Origin of the sequence: Snodgrassella sp. W6238H11 (assembly GCF_016100525.1) — a bacterium.
In the GTDB taxonomy this organism is placed as follows: domain Bacteria; phylum Pseudomonadota; class Gammaproteobacteria; order Burkholderiales; family Neisseriaceae; genus Snodgrassella; species Snodgrassella alvi.
Window position 1 is genome coordinate 88585 of sequence record NZ_JACFSH010000002.1, and the last position, 22295, is coordinate 110879.

The following is a 22295-nucleotide window of genomic DNA, read 5'->3' on the forward strand; positions in this document are numbered from 1 at the left end:
TTAGTTTTATTCAATTCAAGGAAGATCATGAGTATTGCTTTTTTCTTTCCCGGACAGGGGTCACAAAGTCTCAATATGATGTCCGGCTTTAATGATATGCCAGTTGTTAAAGAAACATTTGAACAGGCATCAGAAGCACTTAATCAGGATTTATGGACATTGATGAACGGGGAAGACAGCGCAGCCCTGAACGAAACCGTTAATACTCAGCCCCTGATGCTGACTGCCGGCATTGCCACATGGCGTGTATATCAGCAATTGCATGGTCAGTTACCTGTGATGCTGGCCGGGCACAGTTTAGGAGAATACACTGCGCTGGTCGCTGCCGGCAGCCTAGCATTTCATGATGCTGTGAAACTGGTTCGTCTGCGTGCACAATTAATGCAGGAAGCTGTACCAGCCGGAGAGGGTGCCATGGCCGCAATACTGGGACTGGATGATGATATCGTGCGTCAGGTATGTTTACAGGCACAAAATGAATTATCCGGTACAGTGGCCGAAGCCGTAAATTATAACTCACCCGGTCAGGTAGTGATTGCCGGAACTGCTGTTGCCATTAATCGTGCCTGTGAGCTGGCTAAAGCGGCCGGTGCCAAGCGTGCACTGCCGTTACCAGTATCCGTGCCTTCACACTGCTGTCTGATGAAACCAGCTGCAACCAAACTGGCAGCGGCCATGGAGCAGATCAATATTTCAAAGCCACAAATTCCGGTATTGCATAATGTTGATGTTGCGGTGCATTCAGAACCAGAAACAATTAAACAGGCTCTGGTACAGCAGTTATATTCACCTGTGCGCTGGACTGAAACAGTAAGCAAACTGGTGGCTGACGGAATAACAGAATTTGCTGAATGCGGTCCGGGTAAAGTGCTGGCCGGACTGGCTAAACGGATTGATAAGAGCGCCAGTTGCGTTGCATTAACCAGTGTGCAAAGCATAGAAAGTTTTATTGCTGCACATGTTGATAGCTAAAGGAATAAGTTATGAATCAGGATTTAACAGGTAAAATTGCGCTGGTAACTGGTGCTACCCGTGGAATTGGCGCCGCTATTGCCCGTTTTCTGGCAGAAAAAGGTGCTAAAGTAATTGGTACAGCCACTTCTGCTGCAGGTGTGACTAGCATCAATGAAGCACTGGCTGATTTTGGCGGAGAAGGGCGGGAATTACGTATCGCTGAAGAAAACAGTATTGAAAATCTGATTGCCGACATTGAAAGTAATATCGGTAATATTGCCATACTGGTTAATAATGCCGGTATTACCCGTGATAATTTGCTGATGCGCATGAAAGAATCAGAATGGGATGAAATCATGCAAATTAATCTGAAATCTGCTTTCCGTGCCAGCAAAGCAGTCACTCGCAGTATGATGAAAGCACGCTGGGGTCGGATTATCAATGTAACTTCTGTAGTTGGTTTTATCGGTAATGCCGGTCAGGCTAATTATGCTGCTGCCAAGGCCGGATTAGTCGGATTCAGTAAATCAATGGCGCGAGAAGTGGGCTCGCGCGGGATTACCGTAAATTGTGTAGCTCCTGGTTTTATCGAAACCGATATGACAAAAGTTTTACCGCAAGAGCAGCGTGATTTTTTTGCTGGGCAAACGGCATTGAATCATTTTGGAACTGTAGAAGATGTGGCCGCCGCAGTTTTGTTTCTGGCTAGTGAAGAAGCTCGTTACATTACCGGACAGACGCTGCATGTGAACGGCGGAATGCTGATGCCCTGATATCAGTTAAAGTATTTACAAAGCCATTTTTATCATCTGATAAAAATGGCTTTGTTTTGTATCGGGGATAAATACTATTAAATTGAAAAATCTTCTTCGTAAGAAGAATACAGGGCAGATTCAATCCGCGACCGTGTTAACCCAGGAGCGAATAAGGCCAGAAACTCATAGCCAAAACCACGCAGATAAACATCCTGTCTGAGTATTATCTGGATAAAGGAAGGTTCAAACAGATGTTCTGCACTAATCTGCTGTAAACCTTCATCTTGTTTACTGTCAAAAGCCATGGTGGCCAGCAATCCGATACCCAGTCCCTGAGCAACATAAGTTTTAATGACATCCGTATCGGCTGAAGCCAGTTTAACTCTAGGTAACTGATAGCCTTCCTGAGTAAAAGCACGGGCGATTTTAGATTGTTCAGCGAAAGCAATATCATAAGTGATGAGCGGATAAGCTGTTATGTCTTCGAGCCGTAATGGCCGCTTTAAATCAAGCAGAGGATGATTATCTGGAACTACGATACTGCGATTCCAGGCTTTACAGCTCAATTTGCGTAATTCAGGATGCTCACTTTCCATTTCCATACCAATGGCAAAATCTACTTCTCCCTCCAGCACCATATGACTAATGGCTTTAGGGCTGGCTGTATGGATGCTCAGCTGTACCTGCGGATAACATTCAACAAACGCTGAGATAATTTTTGGCAGAGCATATCGGGCCAATGTATGTGTGGTGGCAATGGTCAGGGATCCAATATTCTGGTCGGCAAATTCTGTACCAATACTTTTAATATTCTGTACTTCACGTAAAATCCGCTCGGCAGTTTCCAGAACAATTTTTCCCGGAGCTGTCACTGCAACCATGCGTTTCCCGTGGCGAATAAATAACCGTACGCCCAGTTCTTCTTCCAGCATGCGTATTTGCTTGGAAATACCAGGCTGAGAAGTAAACAGTACTTCAGCTGCTTCTGAAACATTCAGATTCTGACGATAAACTTCAACTGCATAACGTAACTGTTGCAGCTTCATAGTATTTCAGCCCCTTTTAGGTTTGGAGTTTTTAACTGTCGCTCAAATACAACAAAAAAGCTTCTTTATCTGCATCATAACTCAATTTACCCATTCTGACATGGAACACTTTCACTCTAAGCTTAACATTTTTACACGTTAATCCACCTGTAGCAGACCCTTAAGATAATAGAAGCTTGCTTGTTGTTTTCATGCAACTTAATTAGGGTAAACGCGTGAATTTAGTTGTAAATAAGTGACACAAAGCTATTTTTTAGGCATGATGCACAGTTAGGAAGCGGGTCGTCTAGCAGCTTCGCCTTGGTAGTTTGCATATTGACAGTTTATGCTGCGGTTTTTTATAGTATAGACTTGATTTACCAAGCTACCCGCCCGGTTTGAGCGGCCTGTAAATGGTATTTGTGTATTGATCAGACGAATTTCAGGCTGAATCAGCACATAACAAATTTTTTGATGAGGGAATAACATGACCAAACAGCTAAAATTGAGCGCATTGATCGTTGCTATGGCTGCTTCAACTGCCGCTTTTGCCAATGGTGTTGTACCGGGTGCCGACTGGACCGGTGAACCTGCTGGTGCTTACAATGGCTATACTACCAGTTCTGCTCCTGAAAAAGGAACTGGCGAAATTATCGTCACCCGCGAAAATGGTGCCGATGGTACACCTGAATGTGTGAAGAACCGTTTCAACAACGATCAAGAACCAACTCTGGGTAACAATTGTGGTCACCCAATTGCACAGGCTGCTCCAGAAGCACCTAAATTTGTTGATGAAACAGTATCTTTGTCTGCTAACTTCCTGTTTGGCTTTGATAAATTTACCCTGCGTCCTGAAGCGATCGATACTCTGGATCAGTTGGCTACCCGTCTGGCAGACAGCAGCGTACAGGTTGTACGTGTTGAAGGTCATACCGACTTTAAAGGTTCAGATGCTTATAATCAGACTTTGTCTGATCGTCGTGCTAATACTGTTGCTCAGTATCTGGTTTCTAAAGGCGTTCCTGCTGGGAAAATTTCAGCAGTCGGCTTGGGTAAATCTGAAGCCCGCATGACTGAAACTTGTCAGCGTGAAGTTGCTAAATTAGGCAAGAAAGTTTCAGCTGCTAAGAAACGTACTGCTTTAATCGAATGTATTGCACCTGATCGCCGTGTAGATGTGAAAATCCGCACTCAGGTAGCTAAAAAAGTTAGATAATTTTTCTAATTTTATATTGATGAAAAACCCTGCTTAAAGCAGGGTTTTTTTATGCCAATAAAAATTTTAAAGAAATCAGAATATCTGTATATCCTTTGTATAGAAAATTGATAGTTTTATTTGACAATAATAGGTTGGATGAGCTGGTATCAATTTAAAATCATCAGAATTGTATTACTTTAAAATATTCTCATATAAGTGAATAATTATTAATAAAGTGTTAATATGCATGTTGGTAAAAATAAAATATGATTGATATGAATTATTTGTTCATTATTTTTAATAGTAACGGTTTTTCGAATATACAAATAATATATAAATAAAAATGGCATATTCATTTATAACTAAGTAAACATTAAATCTATTTAATTATAAGTATTCAGTAAAATATAAAATCATTTCATCTATGAAATTTTTTAAATTCCTGTTTTTAATTTTATGCTGTAATTTACTTTTTGCCTGTACCGCACAGTTTCAGCGAGTTCCTAATGTTTCGGGTGAAAAAAAACATGTATCAGTAAAATTTCAGCGACAAAATACTGCGCCACAGACAGGAGTAGTATTGGTTCAGCCGATGGATTTACAAAGAGGTGATATTTTATTTTCTGCCGACTCAAGTCTCAATTCCCGTGTTTTGCGCTTGTTTGGTAATACTTCGGTTAGCCATGCATTTTTGTATTTAGGAGATGGAGAAATAGCAGAAGCCGTGGGTGGTGGTGTGCATATTATGTCTCTGGCTGAAAGCGTTGATGAAAGTCCGTTACTGGCCGTTTATCGCCATCCGCAGCTGAATGATTTACAGGCTGAAAAAATCCGTGAATTTGCCAGAGCAGAGGCTGGCGGGAAATATAATTATATGGGGATTATCAAGCAGACACCTTATACAGTTACCCGTAAAGTGTGTGAATTGCCAGTTATTCCGCGAGCTTTTCGCCATTTGTGCCTGAATACCATGGCTGTAGTACAGGTAACGCCTTTTTCTTCAGATCGTTACTTTTGTTCGCAACTGGTTGTCGCTGCCTATAATTATGCAGGATTGCCTTTAACCAAAACGCCGGCTGAATGGGTTGCTCCCGGGGATTTATTACATATGCGTGCCGGTGATATCCCTTCAGTTGTACCATTATATCCATTACAGTATATTGGTCATTTACGCTGTAAAACCTCTTTATGGCAGCGCAATTGTTCCCTGGCAGATATCTGATATTGATAAACTTCAGATATCTGCCTAATGTATCAAACAGCAGGATATGATTAAATTATTGATTAAAAAAATTAGGTAAATTAAAACATGTTTGAATTAATTTATTAATAATAAATATGTATTTTTTGCTTTCAATAGATTAAATTTATTATAAAAATTAATAGTATTCGTTTTGAAATGAGTTATATCTGAATCCTGAGTAGTTGTGCTGAGAGAATCAAATACAGAATTGAAAAGGAATAATTTCAGCCAAATCTCCGGGCGCGTATAAAAAGTGTAGTACCCGTCTGCCATTAGTCTGAATAGCTTTTGAGGAAGAATGCATAATAAGTGGTCGCATGATAACAGCTCCTCCTTTCGACAGGGTACATTCCTGCTCGCCTTTTTGGTCTCGAAGCTGTGGTAGCGTTGATTCATTGATTCTTCCATACTGATGAGTACCGGCAACTACTTTAAGCGGACCATGCTCGTGCTGGCAATCATCTATGTGTAGCCTCACAGCTACCAGTTGCTGCATATATTGTGCAGGCGGTTGTACAAATAACATATTTTGTTTATGAGACCAGCCAGTAAACTGAGTATCAGAAAACTGATGTCTGACTGCTATGCTTAAATCCTGATGTAAAGGTACCAGCCAGTTTTTATCGGTAGATTTTTTGAATAATGTGCATTGGATAGCCACTGGGTTTATTGGGAGCAAGGAAGTAAGCTGAGTATTATTTTTCAAATTGTTAGCAAGTATCTGACACCATGGTTGTGTCAGAAGCTCACGACTGCCGGCAGTAGTTAAATTAATCTGTTCTAATTGTTGTTCTATATCTGTTAATTGCTGAGGAGTAATTAAATCATTGATAACTACGTAACCATTATGTTCAAAATAATCACGTATTTTCATTATATTTTCCGTTTGTATTTGTTTATCTGAATTAATATTAATATCTTCTAATTTTATTAGGATTAGGTAGATCCTATTTATAGGATAATATGTTGATATTTTCCATTATTTATTTAAAATGATTTATTTGTACTATTTATCTATACTATAGTTTTTCAAGGTAAGCTGAATATATATTTCTTACAATAGTTAATTTCTTTCCTAATTAAATTAAATTGATTAATTTCTGTATCCCATAAAATAGCCCCAGACACTATATCAAGTTTTTATGCTGTCATGTCAAAGATTGGTAGTGCTAAGCCTGTCAAAATATGTGTTTATGTCTTCATATGGCTAAAAAACTTGAATTGATCTTTATTTTTTTGCTCGTTTGTGGATTGAATTCAGTCAAGTATATGATTTATATATGTTATAAACTATCATTCATCATTAAGATATTGTATAAATGAAAATTTATTTATAGCCTGATATATATCATAAAAATTATGATAAAAGAAAAATATGACCAATTTTTAACTTATACTCAGGCACTTATCTGGTATGGTTTTTATCAATCAATTAAGGGGGAGCTTTATGTTTTTTAAAAAATTCTGGAGAAAAAAATCAAATTCTGATATTCAATCAGTACAAGATAAATCAATCGCTCCAGATAAAATATCTGTTGCTATTCAAACATTCTGGACACAGGTAAAAGCATCTGAGCAAACATTTAATACGCTAGAGCCAATCTCTATCATGGAAAATCTCAATAATCTTTTAATAGATAATCAATTAAATGTTATTGCTGAGCTTACACGAGGAGATAAAAAACATCATAAAATAATTTTTACGGCTGAAGGCCGAATTGAGCTGTTTGAGCTGGTGATACGAATCGTTAAAAATGCACCGGATCTGAATTTTTTTGAAATAGAAGCATTTAGGACGCGGATTGAAAATCTGGATGCATTCTCTATAACGCATCATGATCATTCTCTTTCATTGAGCCCGGCTGATTTATTGATTTATCATCATAAAGAATATCGCAAAATCTCTTTGGAAATTGCGTTTGGTAAAACTATTCCTGAAGAGAAGAAGCAAATCGCCCAGTCGACTGCATTTATCTTGCTTGATCATGCATTAGGAGAATATGATTTTTCTATTAAAATCGGGTGTGTCAACTTTTTAGAAATTCCCAAAGAGGCAGCCGCTGTACCTCTTATTGAATTTGTAACGGTGTTTGATCAGTTATGGCAAGATAAATTAAAGCATACAGGTATTTTTCCTCTTTCTGATAAAGAGGATAGATGGAATGTATTTGAAATCATTGATCAAAATGATCCTGATAACAAAAGACTTGTGCAAAGAAATGAGACAGCCGATGTATTGGTAGGTGATTTCAATTATTGCTATGCTTTAACTATAACAGCCGATGTGGATAGTAAGGAAAATTTATCTCTGGTTTATGAGCTAGAAGATACTATTAATCCGGCTCTACGATTTAATAAACAGGGCATTCATTGTCAAAATACCTTTTATCAGGGCGTAAGAACCATGTTATGGCATGTACAGGATAAACAATCAGCTATCGCATTGGCACAACGTCTGGCAGACCAGTATAAAACCCTTTCAGTTAAAATTGAGTGCGAATTTGATCCGGGCTGGTCACAATATTTAAGTTGGGTAGAAAAATAAAGATAACAATAGTTTTATTTTTCTATTAGTTATCTTTGAAAAATTTTATATTTCTTCTCATTCCAAAAAGGATGAATTAACAAATATTCTTTCTTATAACAATATAAAAAGCCCGATGGGTTGGTTGAAGCTGTTTCGCGACAAGTAGGAATTAGCGGAACAAGCTATAGTAAAAAGGAAATTAACAGTAAGGAATACTGTTCGCGGTATCTCAGAGAGGAAGATAATATTGAAGAAGCATGGATTTTACTACCTTCTAATCATTTAGCATATATTAATTCTGGTACAGCCGGGGGCTACTATAGATACGGTTTGTTCTTTGATAAATAATTAAATCGTATTATTTATTGTTGCAATTTATTATGTGAGTAAATAAAAAACCGGATAATAAATTAATATTATCCGGTTCTAGAAATGATAGATTTTTATAAAATATCTTTTTTATCAGTTAACTGAGGTAGCAGTGCATCCTGACTTACTGATAATAGCCCGCTCTGAGTATATATACCCAGTTTATTACGGGTATCGATAATATCTAGATTACGCATGGTAAGCTGGCCGATGCGGTCGGCAGGAGAAAAGGCAGCATTATCTACTTTTTCCATGCTTAACCGCTCCGGCTGATAAGTAAGATTGGATGATTCGGTATTGAGAATAGAGTAATCATTACCGCGGCGTAATTCCAGCGTAACTTCACCGGTAATGGCTTTGGCTACCCAGCGTTGCGCAGTTTCACGCAGCATAAGTGCCTGTGAATCAAACCAGCGTCCCTGATACAGCAGTCTGCCCAGACGCAGACCATTAATACGGTACTGTTCAATCGTATCCTCGTTATGGATGCCGGTAAGCAGGCGTTCATAAGCAATATGCAGCAATGCCATTGCCGGTGCTTCATAAATACCGCGTGATTTAGCCTCAATAATACGATTTTCAATCTGGTCTGTCATGCCAAGACCATGCCGGCCGCCAATACGGTTGGCTTCCAGAATCAGCTCTACCGGATCATGGTATTCAACACCATTTAAAGCTACCGGTACACCTTCTGCAAACCGCACACTTACTTCTTCAGCTGGAATGTTTACCTGTTCATCCCAGAAAGCCACGCCCATAATCGGCTGTACGATTTTCATGCTGCTATTGAGCATTTCCAGATCTTTAGCTTCGTGGGTAGCACCGAGCATATTGGAGTCGGTTGAATAGGCTTTTTCAACAGACATTTTATAGTCAAAACCCTGAGCAATCAGAAATTCAGACATTTCATGCCGTCCGCCCAGCTCATCAATAAACTGTTGATCCAGCCATGGCTTGTAGATGCGTAAAGCCGGATTGGTTAACAACCCGTAGCGATAGAAGCGTTCAATATCATTGCCTTTATAGGTGGAACCATCTCCCCATATATGTACATCGTCTTCTTTCATTGCGGCTACCAGCATTGTGCCGGTAACAGCCCGTCCCAGCGGGGTAGTATTAAAATAAGGCATACCACCCGTATGTACATGGAATGCTCCGCTTTGTATTGCAGCAATACCTTCATGCGCCAGCTGTGTACGGCAATCAATCAAACGGGCTTTTTGAGCTCCGTATTCAAGTGCTTTTTGCGGAATTGCATCATAATCATCTTCATCAGGCTGTCCCAGATTAGCTGTATAGGCATAGGGTAAAGCGCCTTTCAGTTTCATCCAGAGTAATGCTGTAGAGGTATCCAGCCCGCCGGAAAAAGCAATGCCGACTTTTTCGCCAACGGGCAGGTGTTGCAGAATAGTGCTGTGGTTACTCATATTAACTCCCTTGAGTGATGTATTTGCAAAATATGAAAATTTATTGCCATACCAGTAGTGCATGGTTGCGTTTACCACGCCGCAAAATGGTGTAGTGCCCGAAACGTTTATCATTGCTGCTGAATACGTAATCAGCACTGTCAATTTTTTGCCCGTTAACCATGACTGCTCCCTGACTGATAAAGCCGCGTGCTTCATTATTGGATTTGGCCAGTGACGCAGTAGTTAAGGCCTGCACGATATTGATGGATTCGGTGACCGGAAATGCTGGTAAGCCATCCAGAGATAATTGCTGAAAATCGCTTTCAGTAAGTGCACTCTGATCTTCGGCAAACAGACTGGTAGAAATACGCTGAGCTGCAGCCAGAGCTTCTTCACCATGAATCAGGCGGGTCATTTCCTCTGCCAGAATGCGCTGTGCCTGTGGCTTACTGTCACTAGCCTGATCGCTGGCTTCAATGGCTTCTATCTCTGCCACACTGAGGAAAGTAAAATATTTGAGGAATTTATATACATCCGCATCAGCAACTTTTAACCAGAACTGATAAAACTGGTAAGGAGAGGTTTTTTCTGCACTCAGCCAGACTGCACCACCTTCGGTTTTACCAAATTTTGTTCCGTCAGCTTTAGTTACTAGTGGTAGTGTCAAACCATAAACGGTAGCCTGATGCAGCCGGCGGGAGAGGTCAATCCCTCCGGTGATATTACCCCACTGATCCGAACCGCCGATTTGCAATACGGCACCGTGGCGGCGATACAGTTCAGCAAAATCGTAACCTTGGAGCAGAGCATAGGCAAATTCGGTAAATGAAATACCTACATCATCACGGCTTAGACGCTGTTTTACTGACTCTTTGTTCAGCATGGCATTTACAGAAAAATGTTTGCCGATATCGCGCAGAAAATCCAGACAATTCATGCTGCCGAACCAGTCAAAATTATTTGCCATAATGGCGGCATTGTCACCACTGAAGCTAAGGAATGGTTGTAGCTGCGCGCGTATTTTGGCTACCCAGTCCTGTACGGTTTCTAAAGTGTTGAGTGAACGTTCCTGTGCCTTGAAGCTCGGATCACCAATCATACCAGTGGCACCTCCTACCAGCGCAATTGGTGTATGTCCGGCCAGTTGAAAGCGGCGTAAAACCAGAATAGGTAACAGGTGACCGATATGCAGACTGTCGGCTGTCGGGTCGAAACCACAGTACAGAGTAATTTTCTTTTCGTTTAATAATGTATCAAGAGCCTGAGCATCAGTGGTTTGAGCTATCAGGCCTCGTTGCTGTAAGTCGTGAACAACGCTGGTCATGGTTGGATTTTGTTCTTTCAAATTAAATAAATTGGCTAAAATAAAGTTTGTCTGGCTCAGACTGCTCATAAAAACAAAATAGCAATATCATATTTTTGCTGGTTTTGGGTGGTTAGTCTGTTTTACCGCCTAATAATAATGATGCATTATTTTACACGATTTGTTTATTGCTGCATTTGTGGTTGTAATAAATAGATAATTCATTAGTTTGGTAGTGGCCGGAAATACTTTTTCAGTTTCTGTTTATAAATTGGTATGGTGATATTTATAATAGATAAATCATATGGATAATCAATATCAAGGCTGATTTTTATTGGTTGCCGGCAGATAGTTTAGATAACCGAACCGATGGGATTCGATATGTCAGGCTAAAAAATAAATTTATTATTAACCGAAATGCATAAACCAGCTACATTCTGGATAAGAATATAGCTGGTTTAAAGAGATTAATGGTTATACGTTAAACAGAAAATGAATTACATCACCATCATTTACGATGTATTCCTTGCCTTCAGCACGCATTTTACCGGCCTCTTTAGCTTTGGCTTCACCTCCGCAGGCAATGAAATCTTCGTAAGCAATAACCTGAGCACGGATAAAACCACGTTCAAAATCGGTATGAATAACACCGGCAGCCTGAGGGGCTGTATCGCCTTTATGGATGGTCCATGCTCTGACTTCCTGAACGCCGGCAGTAAAATAGGTTTGCAAACCGAGTAAGTCGTAGCCGGCGCGAATCAGGCGATTCAGCCCTGGTTCTTTTAAACCCATTTCTTGCAGAAATTCGGCTTTATCAGCCTCATCCAGATCGGCAATTTCGCTTTCCATTGCTGCACATAGTGCAACAACAGGTGCATTTTCATGTGCCGCCAGTTGTTGCAGACGTTCCAGATGCGGGTTGTTATCAAAGCCGTCTTCAGCTACGTTGGCTACATACATTGCCGGTTTTACAGTAAGCAGACATAAAGGTTTAATCAGTGTTAGCTCATCCTGATCGAGTCCTGCCGAGCGTACGGGTTTACCTTCAAGCAGATGTTGTTGTAAGCGTTCCAGAATGGCCACCAGTTTTTGTGCTTCTTTATCACCGGATTTGGCTTTTTTGCTTTCGCGTATGATGGTTTTTTCTACACTGGCCAAATCTGCAAGTGCCAACTCGGTACCAATGACTTCAATATCCGAAATCGGATCTACCTTTCCGGAAACATGCACAATGTTATCATCATCAAAGCAGCGCACAACGTTTACGATGGCATCAGTTTCACGGATATTGGCCAGAAACTGATTACCCAGACCTTCGCCTTTACTTGCTCCGGCTACCAGTCCGGCAATATCGACAAATTCAACGATGGCCGGCTGGGTTCGTTTGGGATTAACGATTTTAGCCAGTTCTTCCATGCGATCATCCGGCACTTCAACAATACCGACATTAGGCTCAATAGTACAGAAAGGATAATTGGCAGCTTCAATACCAGACTGGGTAAGGGCGTTAAACAGGGTAGATTTGCCTACATTGGGCAAACCCACAATGCCACATTTCAAACTCATGATATTCCTTGAAAACAGGCGATATTTAAAAATGGCTGAATTGTATCATAAAGCATGCAGATACCTGTGCCAAACCGGTAAAACACTGTGTTATTCTCCTTTAAATGCGCATTTATCGCTCTTTAAACGCCAGATAAATACTGTATGAATTGAAGTCATATAAAATGATTTATAAAAACAATAAAATAAAAATTTTTTCTTTTTGAGTGCTTGCATAATCAGAAAAATATCGTATAATTGCGTCTCTCTTGAAATGAGATACGGCGAATTAGCTCAGTCGGTTAGAGCAGAGGAATCATAATCCTTGTGTCCGGGGTTCGAATCCCTGATTCGCCACCAAATAAATCGCAAGCTCTGGTTGAGTTTGCGTTTTTTATTATCTATGTTATTTTATTCATATGGCATATAATTTGATTACCCTGACTGTTTCCTGCGCAGATGTTTTCCGGATTTATTGGTAAACTGTAAAATACAGGCAGCTGTTTATTTTGCTGCCTGTGATCTTAAATACAGATTTATGTAGAATTTTCTGGTTAACATTAACTATTGCGTACTTTTGCTTATTCAAATTAAATTCTTTGATCCATTTCCTGAGCAGGACTTTCATGATTATCTGTTTTGCTGATAACGCGCGCAGGTACGCCTACTACTGTTGAATATTCCGGAACATCATTAACTACGACACTGCCGGCACCTACTTTGGCGCAGGTATGTACACGAATATTGCCTAATACAGAGGCATTGGCTCCGATCATGACACCGTCACTGATTTTCGGATGCCTGTCACCGCTTTGTTTACCGGAGCCACCCAGAGTAACACCGTGTAACAGCGAAATATTATTACCCAGCACCGCTGTTTCGCCAATAACCACACCCGTACCGTGGTCAATCATAATTCCATAGCCCATTGAAGCAGCAGGATGGATATCAACTCCTAAAACTTCTGAAGCACGATTTTGTAAAAAATAGGCTAGAGTATGGCGATTCTGTTGCCAGAGCCAGTGGTTAATGCGATGGGTCTGTATGGCGTGAAAACCTTTGTAATACAATAATGGTAAACTATAGGTTTCACAGGCGGGATCGCGTTCATAATAGGCAACAATATCTGCCAGGGCTGCATGAATAATAGAAGTATCCTGATGTAAGGCCTCCAGATAAATCTCGAATAATGCCCGCGCATCCATTACAGCACTGGACATTTTGGTAGACAGATGAAAGGCCAGCATGCGGGCAAAATTTTTATGACGTAATACACTCAAGTGCAGAAAGCTGGCCAGTATAGGTTCATTGCTGACTGCTATTTCGGTTTCATGACGAATGGTTTGCCACAGGTTTTCAGCCTGAGCAGCATCAGGTAAATTCATATGTTTAATTTCTCGTTTGCAGATTAAATTTATTGAATCACAATATCATATTGTTCCTGAGTGTAAGTGGTTTCTACTGCCAGAGCAATCGGCTTGTCAATAAAATCACTTAGCATTTTCAAAGAATCGGCTTCCTCATCCAGAAATAAATCTATGACGCTGGGAGAGGCTAGTATGCGCAATTGCTTAATATCAGGACGACGTGATTCGCATACTATTTCGCGCAAAATCTCATAGCACATAGTTTGTGCTGTTTTGATGCGACCACGCCCCTGACAGACAGGACAGGGTTCACACAGTATCTGGGTCAGATTTTCCCGGGTACGTTTGCGTGTTAGCTCTACCAGACCTAAACTGGTAAAACCGTTAAGTGTAACGCGGGTACGGTCGTAGGCCAGCGCTTGAGCCAGCTCGGTCAGAATTTCCTGCTGGTGTGTTTCGTTGGTCATATCGATAAAATCAATAATGATAATTCCCCCCAGATTGCGTAAACGCAGTTCACGTGCAATCACATGGCAGGCTTCCAGATTGGTTTTAAAGATAGTTTCTTCAAAATTGCGTGCGCCGACAAAACCGCCCGTATTTACATCAATGGTAGTCATAGCTTCTGTCGGCTCAATAATAATATAACCGCCAAAATCCAGATTCACCCGTGGTTGCAGAGAGCGGTTAATTTTGGCTTCGATATTGTATTTTTCAAATAACGGACAATCATCCTTAAATAATTGCAATTTATCCAGTGCACCCTGAGAATAATTCGTGGCAAATTCGTGCATGCGTTGATAATGGCTGGTTGAATCCACAATAATGTGATTGATATTGTCACTGTACATATCACGCAATACACGTAAACTCAGGGGTAAATCCTGATACAGTAATGTTTCAGGCGGACAGGTTTTGGATAGTTGCTGAATATGCTGCCATCGCTTGGTCAGATAATTGATATCAGCCTGCAATTCTGCATCAGTGGCATTTTCGGCACTGGTACGGATAATATAGCCATGGGCAGCATCCGCCGGTAACAGATTTTCCAGCCGTTCACGTAACTGGTTGCGTTCCTCTTCGTCTTCAATACGCTGTGAGATGCCGATATGCTCATCCTGAGGCAGATATACGAGAAAACGTCCAGCCAGTGATATCTGGGTAGACAGACGTGCGCCTTTAGTATTAATCGGGTCTTTGATGACCTGTACAACAATTGATTGTCCTTCATGCAGCGTGTGTTCAATACGCTGAATCTGCTCTGGTTGCTGACGCTGCTCGAGTACATCAACAATATGCAGAAAAGCGGCACGTTCCAGTCCGATATCAATAAAGGCGCTTTGCATACCGGGTAATACACGGCGCACCACACCCAGATAAATATTGCCTACCAGACCATGGCCGCAATTACGTTCAATATGAATTTCACACAACGTATTTTCTTCCATTACGGCTACTCTGGTTTCTTGCGGAGTAATATTTACCAGTACCGTTTCAGCTGGCCGCTGAATATCCTTCGGCAGCGATATGTCGCTGTTATGCATGATGGAGCTTTCAATTTAATCAAATCACTTTGTGCAGTCTCCATCTGTACAGATAAAAACTGTACAAAGTAATCTGGTCTGTTTGTATAGTGCGATTGACATCATAGCGCAGCCAAGAGTTTCCTGCCAAACGCAGTTGCATAATGTTATCTGGCGAAATAGTCTGCAAATAAATATAAAACTTAAATTTGTAGTATTTGCTGTAATAGCACACACATTATTTTAACTGTGAGCAGCTCTTGATACATTCGGCAACTAACTGAGGACCTCGAAAAATCAGACCTGAATACAACTGGACGGCGGCGGCACCAAGGCGGATTTTTTCTGCTGCATCCGCACCGGTTGTAATCCCCCCTACACCGATAAGCGGAATTTGTGTATTAATGTGTGCAGATAACTGATTCAGAACGTAATTACTCTGTGTCTGTACGGGATGACCAGACAACCCCCCAGTTTCCTGAGCAAATTTATGCGTACCCAAAGGAGTTTTGTCTATAGTAGTATTGGTGGCAATAATTCCGTCTATTTGAGTATTCAATGCAACCTCTGCAATGGCTTCAATTTGCTCTTCATCCAGATCAGGAGCAATTTTGATGGCAATAGGCACATAGCGGCTTTGCTGAGTAGCCAGCTGGGCCTGACGGTTTTTGAGGTGGTTTAATAATCTGTCCAGCTCTCCGGCACTTTGCAGGCTGCGTAAATCACGTGTGTTGGGTGAAGAAATATTAACAGTGACATAACTGGCATGCGGGTAGGCTTTTTCCAGACAAATCAGATAATCATCCACTGCTTTTTCAATCGGTGTGGCAGCATTTTTGCCAATATTAATCCCCAATATGCCGCGATACCTGCTATTTGCAATATTATTGATTAAAGTATCAATACCATAATTGTTAAAGCCCATACGATTAATAATTGCCTGTTGCTTTGGTAATCTGAATAACCGCGGCTTAGGATTGCCTGCCTGAGGTAGAGGTGTCACAGTGCCTACTTCTATAAAACCAAATCCCAGCATAGCAAGTGCATCAATATATTCACCATTTTTATCCAGACCGGCAGCCAGTCCTACAGGATTGGGGAGCGTTAGTCCCATCAGAGTTGTAGTATTGTTAATATTGTTGTCAGGAAAAATACTATTGGTATTTTTCTGCATGATTGAGAAGCCTGGTTTGCATCCCAGTAAAAAACCACAATGATAACGATGTAACCATTGCAGCGATTTTAATGTCAGGTAATGGGCTTTTTCGGGATCCAGTCTGAATAGCAATGGTTTAATAATAGGATACATGATATTGGTGATTGAAAAAGGAAGAAATATTATAACCAACAACACTATCAATTCGGGTGGAAAATAATCAAATTCGGTATGCGTAGGTGAATAAATTATTTAATTGCTGCCGATAAATATTTTATGTTTTATAACAATAACCTCTTCATCTGATGATATATAACAATATACCCGTTTATGGTTCTGTAATTTAGAGCAGAAAGCATAAACGGGCATAATAATCAGAATATCTGTTCATTATTGCGGTTATAGCCGGATATCACCATGGTTTGTCAGCCATACCCTGAAAATTCTGCTGTAATGTGCTGCCTATGCTTCGTCCGAAGCGTTTCCAGCTGGTTTCAGCAGTGTAATCTACCAGTTCCGGAGCTTCAATAACATCGCGGGCAACTGTGTAAATATTGCCAAAATCATCTACTAGTCCGACTGCTTTAGCTTCTTCACCGGTATAAGCACGACCGCTGAATATGTCCGGATTATCAGCAACTTTTAATCGGTCACCACGCCCCTGCTGCACCGCCTGAATGAATTGCTTATGAATACTGCTTAGCATTTGTTGCCAGATTTCCGCCTGTTCCGGGGTTTCCGGCACAAATGGATCGCCCATATCTTTATTGTTGCCGGCTATTTTTACCCGGCGTTTAATTCCAAGTTTGTCAATCAGACCTGTAAAATCAAAACTGCTGCCAATAACACCGATACTGCCGACAAGGCTGGACGGATCTGCATAAATTTTATCTGCAGCACTGGCAATATAATAACAACCGGAGGCGCACATATCCTCAGTTACAACATATAAAGGTATCTTCGGATGTTTTGCTTTCAGATGTCGGATTTCTTCATAGGCAATACTGGAAATGACCGGTGAACCGCCCGGGCTGTTGGCACGAATGATAATGCCTTTAACATTTTTATTCTTATAGGCTGTTTTAAGGCTTTTACGTAATAATTCTGCCTGATTATTCTCGCTGCTGATCACACCACTCAGATCAATGACCGCTGTGTGCGGGCTATTGGGTATTGAACTTCCCATCGCTGCTGTAATGATAAAAATAATAATGCACAGCCAGAGTAATCGCCAGACCCAGCGCCAGATTCGATTGCGCCGTTGTTCGCGGTATACTTCAAGTAACAGCTTCTCCAGCATATTGCGTTCCCAGCTGCTATTTTTTTCAGGATTGCCATTTGTCGATCCTGATCCATTAATTTTGATTGTCATTTGCTTTATTCTCTGCTGTTAGTCTGTGTCAGTCTATTCTGTTTCTGTCAGCTCTGTTGATTGTGTAAAGTGGTTTATATCTGAAATTAAACCAGAATCTAATTATATCTGAATTAATATTTGTCTATGTTCTTATTGTTTAAGAATTCGGGTCAAGCTTTATCTGTATGAGTGTCTAAATTATAATAGCGCAGCTATTAACCGGAGCAAGTTAAATCAGACGATAGTTAGTAAGCTGAAACAATAGAATAAAGGAAGTTGTTGTACTACATCCGGTACTGTATTTTATAGATAAATTTAAACATTGTATCGAAACTGAAGCTGAGTCTGTTGGTGCTGATACCTTTATATTCGAAGGATGAAATCGATTAGTCCGTTTAATGTGCTTAGTCTGTATTCAGCATCATTCATGTTTGTCATTTTGTAATTAAAACTTGGAAAATCATGTCCAGATTCTTTTTTAACGACCGTAAACAACTGGTTAATGAAGCGATTGAGGGTTTAATTATTTCCGTACCTGAAGGTAACCTTGTCAGGCTGGATACGGACCCGGCAATTCGGGTAGTGATGCGTAATGACTGGGATAAAAGCAAAGTAGCAGTTATTTCCGGCGGTGGTTCCGGTCATGAGCCCGCACATGCCGGTTTTGTTGGCAAAGGTATGTTAACTGCAGCAGTGTGCGGAGATTTATTTGCTTCGCCCAGCGTCGATGCGGTATTTAGCGCAATTATGGCAGTAACGGGAGAACAGGGTTGTTTGTTAATCGTCAAAAATTATACCGGAGACCGGCTGAATTTCGGACTGGCGGCGGAAAAGGCTAAAAGTCATGGGATAAATGTGGAGATGGTTATTGTTGCAGATGATATTTCTCTGCCGGAAAACAGACAACCCCGCGGTATTGCCGGTACAGTACTGGTGCATAAGATAGCAGGTTATGCGGCAGAGGAAGGTAAATCCTTATCTCAGGTACGCGAGATAGCACAGCAAACCTGTGACAATCTGTATAGCTTAGGTGTAGCCATGCAAACCTGTAATTTACCGGACTATACAGAAGAAAGACGAATTAAAGCCGGACAGGTCGAACTTGGTCTGGGTATTCATGGCGAACCGGGTGCTTCTGTAGAGGATACGCACAATAGCAAAATACTGATTGATACACTGGTTCGGGCATTATCGAAGTCAGCTGGGGCAGGCCGTTTTGCTGTTTTAATTAATAATCTGGGCGGTGTGTCTGCGCTAGAAATGGCCGTACTGACACGTGAGTTAGCGCATTCAGCTATTAGTAAACAGACAGATTTACTGATTGGTCCTGCATCACTGGTAACTTCCTTGGATATGAAAGGTTTTTCACTTTCCTTGCTTAAGCTGAACGATTACTTTAGTAAGGCACTTAATGCGCCCGTAGAAACACAGGGATGGCAGAAACCCGTAGTTTTACAGCCACTAAAAACCGTAGTATGTGAAACTGAATATAAACAGTCAGTTTATATTCCATCCGAAAATGCCCGGATAGCAGAATATATTACTGTCATTACTGATACTTTGATTCGACTGGAAAATCAGCTTAATGCTCTGGATGCAAAAGTAGGTGATGGCGATACTGGAAGTACATTTGCTCATGCTGCTCATGCTATAGCCTCGCAGCTGGCACAAAGACACTTACCGTTAAATGATTTGCCTCAACTGTTGCTGTGCATTGGCGAACGACTGTCTGTTGTTATGGGTGGTTCAAGCGGGGTATTAATGTCTATCTTTTTCACCGCAGCCGGTCAGAAACTACAGACAGGCGGTACGCTGGTAGATGCATTATTAAACGGGCTGGCACAAATGAAACATTATGGTGGTGCAGATATAGGTGACCGAACTCTGATTGATGCATTACAACCGGCGTTAGATGCATGGCAGAACCGGAATTTTTCTGCCGCCATACAGGCAGCCAGAGAGGGAGCAGAAAAAACTGCTGGTATACATAAAGCCGGAGCAGGGCGTTCATCTTACGTTAATCAGCAAAATCTCGCCGGAGTGCCTGATCCGGGGGCAGTGGCAGTGGCTGAGGTGTTTACTGCACTGGGTAAGTTACAGATTAAGCTGTAAAATGAAGGTTAAAGTGTTTAGATATTACTCATAAATTAATTTTGATTCTGAATAATAAACGGGTAATATCTATGACATATTTTATGTTAAATTAAGCTGGTAATTTTTTGTTTTAAAATAATATTATTTTAAATAATATATTTATACTATTTTAATAGGATTGAATTAGATGAAAGCAGTGATTCCTGTAGCAGGATTGGGTACACGTATGTTACCGGCCACAAAAGCTATTCCAAAAGAAATGCTGACTGTGGCCGATAAACCATTAATTCAATATATCGTTCAGGAATGTGCTGCTGCAGGAATTAATGAAATTGTTCTGGTTAACCATGCATTTAAAGCAGCAATTGAAAACCACTTTGATACGGCATTTGAGCTGGAAACACAGTTGCAGAACAAAGGTAAAATGACTTTATTGGATGAAATCCGAAATGTATTACCTCGTGGAATGCAAATAATACAAGTCCGTCAAAGTGAAGCCAAAGGTTTGGGTCATGCAATGCTGTGTGCACGTTCAGTTATTGGTGATGAACCATTTGCTGTTTTACTGCCAGATGTGCTGATAGATGAAAAAGCCTGTAATCTGGCTACAGATAATTTGGCTGCAATGCTAAAACAGTTCCGGACTACGCAGCGCAGCCAGATTATGGTTGAACGTGTACCGATGAGTGAAGTTAATAAATACGGTATTGTTGATTGTAATGGTCAGCAGGCTGATTCTGGAAACAGCATCAGGATGAGTGCTATTGTCGAAAAACCTTCAACAGAACAGGCTCCGTCTGATCTGGCTGTGGTTGGCCGTTATGTACTTTCAGCCGGTATCTGGTCTAAGTTGGAAAAAACACTGCCCGGTGCAGGAGGCGAGATTCAGCTTACCGATGCCATCGCCGCCCTGATGCAGCAGGAAGCTGTAGATGCTTTTGTGATTCAGGGTTATTCACATGATTGCGGTAACAAACTTGGCTATATGAAAACTTTCATTGAATATAGTCTGCGTCACAATCAATGCGGTACCGCACTTAGACAATGGCTGCAGCAGCAAGCATTTTGATGCAGGCAGATACACAGATAGATATAAGCATCGTTTACATTTTGCCGGATGTTTTTGGCAAATGATTCAGGAATAGTTGCAGATCATCCGGTAAAGGAGCGGTAAGCTGTAAAATATCGCCACTAACCGGATGAGTCAGCGTTAATTCAGAAGCATGTAAAAACATTCTTTTCAGCCCGGCTTTTTGCAGGCGCTTATTTATCTGATAATCGCCATAACGCTCATCTCCGGCAATAGGGCATAACTGTGATTGCATATGGACACGTATCTGGTGGGTGCGGCCTGTTTTAAGTGTTGCTTCCATTAGTGTTAATGCTCTGATGCCCATATGATGTAATTGCTCGCCTGCATAACGTTGCAGTATCCGGAACTGCGTATGTGCCCGTTGTCCCTCCTGGGTATTGCCGGCGATACGTACCATTTTTTCCCCTTGTGCACCGGTATATTTCAGCAGTGGAAGTTTAACTTGCCGTATATTTTCCGGCCAGTTGCCAATGGCCAGAGCTAGGTACACTTTATGCGGATGATTCTGGCGGATTGATTCATGCAGTTTGACCAAAGCACTGCGTTTTTTGGCTATCATCAGCAAGCCGCTGGTATCTTTATCCAGCCGGTGAACCAGCTCCAGATAACGGGATTCAGGGCAGGCGCGGCGCAGCTGCTCAATGACGCCAAAGCTAATACCACTGCCGCCATGTACAGCAATACCGGCTGGTTTGTTAATCACAAGTAATACATCATCTTCATAAACAACCGTAAATTTCTGAGCAGGAATAGCCAGAGTTGTTGCAGATGCGTGTCTGGCCGCAATGCGAATAGGAGGTAAACGGATCTCATCATTGACCTGAATCCGGTCTGTTCCTTTACAGCGTTTTTTGTTCAGCCGGACTTCTCCGCTACGAATAATGCGCTGAATATGACTTTTCGGTACTCCTTTTAATTCCCGTATTAAATAATTATCCAGTCTCTGACCGGCACTTTCTGCACAGACAGATAAAAACTGCACTGAATCTTTGCTTAAAACCGTCATATTGCTTATAATCCGTAAGCTTTTATAAATAAATAAAAGTCATCAGTGGTCATGACCAAATATCGTGTTGGCAGACTGAACTGAACCAAAAATGGCCGCATTTTGCCCGAAGCTGAAAAAGTGCCTGAAAGCGCAATTTGGCTGTAAATAATGAAATGTTAACGTATTTACCGGAAAAACGCACTGTTGCAGGCGTATTTCCCCATGTTGCTGACCAGCCGTCAGCAGCAAGGGTTAGTGATTAAGTTTGACTCCATCAGGTGGCAAGCCACGGCTTCAGACGTGATTAGGCAGGACAAAACCTGAAAACGCAGCCGCTAATGTGCCCGAGCACCTGACAGAATAACAGAAGAATGGCTACCCCAGTTAAGTGT

At 41.2% G+C, this 22295-nt stretch carries 17 protein-coding genes and 1 tRNA gene; 8 read left to right on the plus strand and 10 right to left on the minus strand.

Annotated elements, in window-relative coordinates; translation table 11 throughout:
- The first annotated feature begins 27 nt into the window (after nt 1-27).
- Nucleotides 28-972, plus strand: coding sequence for an ACP S-malonyltransferase (fabD, locus tag H3V00_RS03870; protein ID WP_198207055.1), 945 nt, complete (start codon nt 28-30; stop codon nt 970-972).
- A gap of 11 nt (nt 973-983) precedes the next feature.
- Complete coding sequence (gene fabG, locus H3V00_RS03875; RefSeq protein WP_025331338.1) at nt 984-1727, plus strand: 3-oxoacyl-ACP reductase FabG; 744 nt, start codon at nt 984-986, stop codon at nt 1725-1727.
- 77 nt (nt 1728-1804) lie between these two features.
- On the opposite strand, the gene H3V00_RS03880 is transcribed toward fabG, so the two are convergent.
- The gene (locus H3V00_RS03880; RefSeq protein ID WP_025331337.1) at nt 1805-2755 is read right to left on the minus strand and encodes a CysB family HTH-type transcriptional regulator; all 951 of its coding nucleotides are present in this window, start codon (nt 2753-2755) and stop codon (nt 1805-1807) included.
- Nucleotides 2756-3221: 466 nt separating this feature from the next.
- Here H3V00_RS03880 and H3V00_RS03885 point away from each other — a divergent pair, with 466 nt between their 5' ends.
- Nucleotides 3222-3950, plus strand: a complete 729-nt coding sequence (locus H3V00_RS03885; RefSeq protein ID WP_025331335.1) for an OmpA family protein — start codon at nt 3222-3224, stop codon at nt 3948-3950.
- Between the two features lie 406 nt (nt 3951-4356).
- Nucleotides 4357-5154: a hypothetical protein gene (locus H3V00_RS03890; protein ID WP_025331334.1), complete on the plus strand. Its 798-nt coding sequence runs from the start codon at nt 4357-4359 to the stop codon at nt 5152-5154.
- A gap of 217 nt (nt 5155-5371) precedes the next feature.
- On the opposite strand, the gene H3V00_RS03895 is transcribed toward H3V00_RS03890, so the two are convergent.
- Nucleotides 5372-6049, minus strand: a complete 678-nt coding sequence (locus H3V00_RS03895; RefSeq protein ID WP_198207053.1) for a phytanoyl-CoA dioxygenase family protein — start codon at nt 6047-6049, stop codon at nt 5372-5374.
- A gap of 573 nt (nt 6050-6622) precedes the next feature.
- Here H3V00_RS03895 and H3V00_RS03900 point away from each other — a divergent pair.
- Complete coding sequence (locus H3V00_RS03900) at nt 6623-7720, plus strand: hypothetical protein (protein WP_025331332.1); 1098 nt, start codon at nt 6623-6625, stop codon at nt 7718-7720.
- 425 nt (nt 7721-8145) lie between these two features.
- Here H3V00_RS03900 and argG read toward each other — a convergent pair whose 3' ends face one another.
- The 3 genes from argG to ychF all read right to left on the minus strand — a co-directional run bounded on the left by argG (nt 8146) and on the right by ychF (nt 12349).
- Nucleotides 8146-9498 carry an argininosuccinate synthase gene (gene argG / locus H3V00_RS03905; RefSeq protein WP_025331331.1) on the minus strand — a complete coding sequence of 451 codons (1353 nt, stop codon included), beginning with the start codon at nt 9496-9498 and terminating at the stop codon, nt 8146-8148.
- Nucleotides 9499-9538: 40 nt separating this feature from the next.
- The gene (gene tyrS, locus H3V00_RS03910; RefSeq protein WP_198207051.1) at nt 9539-10804 is read right to left on the minus strand and encodes a tyrosine--tRNA ligase; all 1266 of its coding nucleotides are present in this window, start codon (nt 10802-10804) and stop codon (nt 9539-9541) included.
- A gap of 453 nt (nt 10805-11257) precedes the next feature.
- Nucleotides 11258-12349, minus strand: coding sequence for a redox-regulated ATPase YchF (gene ychF / locus H3V00_RS03915; RefSeq protein ID WP_025331329.1), 1092 nt, complete (start codon nt 12347-12349; stop codon nt 11258-11260).
- Between the two features lie 262 nt (nt 12350-12611).
- On the opposite strand from ychF, the gene H3V00_RS03920 reads away from it, so the two are divergent.
- Nucleotides 12612-12688: transfer RNA gene (locus H3V00_RS03920), tRNA-Met, on the plus strand.
- Nucleotides 12689-12918: 230 nt separating this feature from the next.
- On the opposite strand, the gene cysE is transcribed toward H3V00_RS03920, so the two are convergent.
- The 4 genes from cysE to sppA form a co-directional block, all read right to left on the minus strand.
- Nucleotides 12919-13713, minus strand: coding sequence for a serine O-acetyltransferase (cysE, locus tag H3V00_RS03925; protein WP_025331328.1), 795 nt, complete (start codon nt 13711-13713; stop codon nt 12919-12921).
- A gap of 29 nt (nt 13714-13742) precedes the next feature.
- A complete protein-coding gene (gene rng, locus H3V00_RS03930; protein ID WP_038649004.1) occupies nt 13743-15239 on the minus strand; it encodes a ribonuclease G in 1497 nt (498 codons plus the stop codon).
- Between the two features lie 217 nt (nt 15240-15456).
- Nucleotides 15457-16527 (minus strand): quinone-dependent dihydroorotate dehydrogenase, encoded by a 1071-nt coding sequence (locus H3V00_RS03935; protein WP_198207049.1) that lies wholly within the window; start codon nt 16525-16527, stop codon nt 15457-15459.
- 259 nt (nt 16528-16786) lie between these two features.
- The gene (gene sppA / locus H3V00_RS03940; RefSeq protein WP_174830607.1) at nt 16787-17746 is read right to left on the minus strand and encodes a signal peptide peptidase SppA; all 960 of its coding nucleotides are present in this window, start codon (nt 17744-17746) and stop codon (nt 16787-16789) included.
- Nucleotides 17747-18190: 444 nt separating this feature from the next.
- Between sppA and H3V00_RS03945 the strand changes: the two genes are divergently transcribed.
- Together H3V00_RS03945 and galU are read left to right on the plus strand one after the other, a co-directional pair.
- The gene (locus H3V00_RS03945; RefSeq protein ID WP_198207047.1) at nt 18191-19840 is read left to right on the plus strand and encodes a dihydroxyacetone kinase subunit DhaK; all 1650 of its coding nucleotides are present in this window, start codon (nt 18191-18193) and stop codon (nt 19838-19840) included.
- A 169-nt stretch (nt 19841-20009) separates the two neighbouring features.
- Nucleotides 20010-20891, plus strand: coding sequence for a UTP--glucose-1-phosphate uridylyltransferase GalU (gene galU, locus H3V00_RS03950; RefSeq protein ID WP_084562678.1), 882 nt, complete (start codon nt 20010-20012; stop codon nt 20889-20891).
- Between the two features lie 34 nt (nt 20892-20925).
- Here galU and H3V00_RS03955 read toward each other — a convergent pair whose 3' ends face one another.
- Complete coding sequence (locus H3V00_RS03955) at nt 20926-21921, minus strand: RluA family pseudouridine synthase (protein ID WP_198207045.1); 996 nt, start codon at nt 21919-21921, stop codon at nt 20926-20928.
- Nucleotides 21922-22295 lie beyond the last annotated feature (374 nt).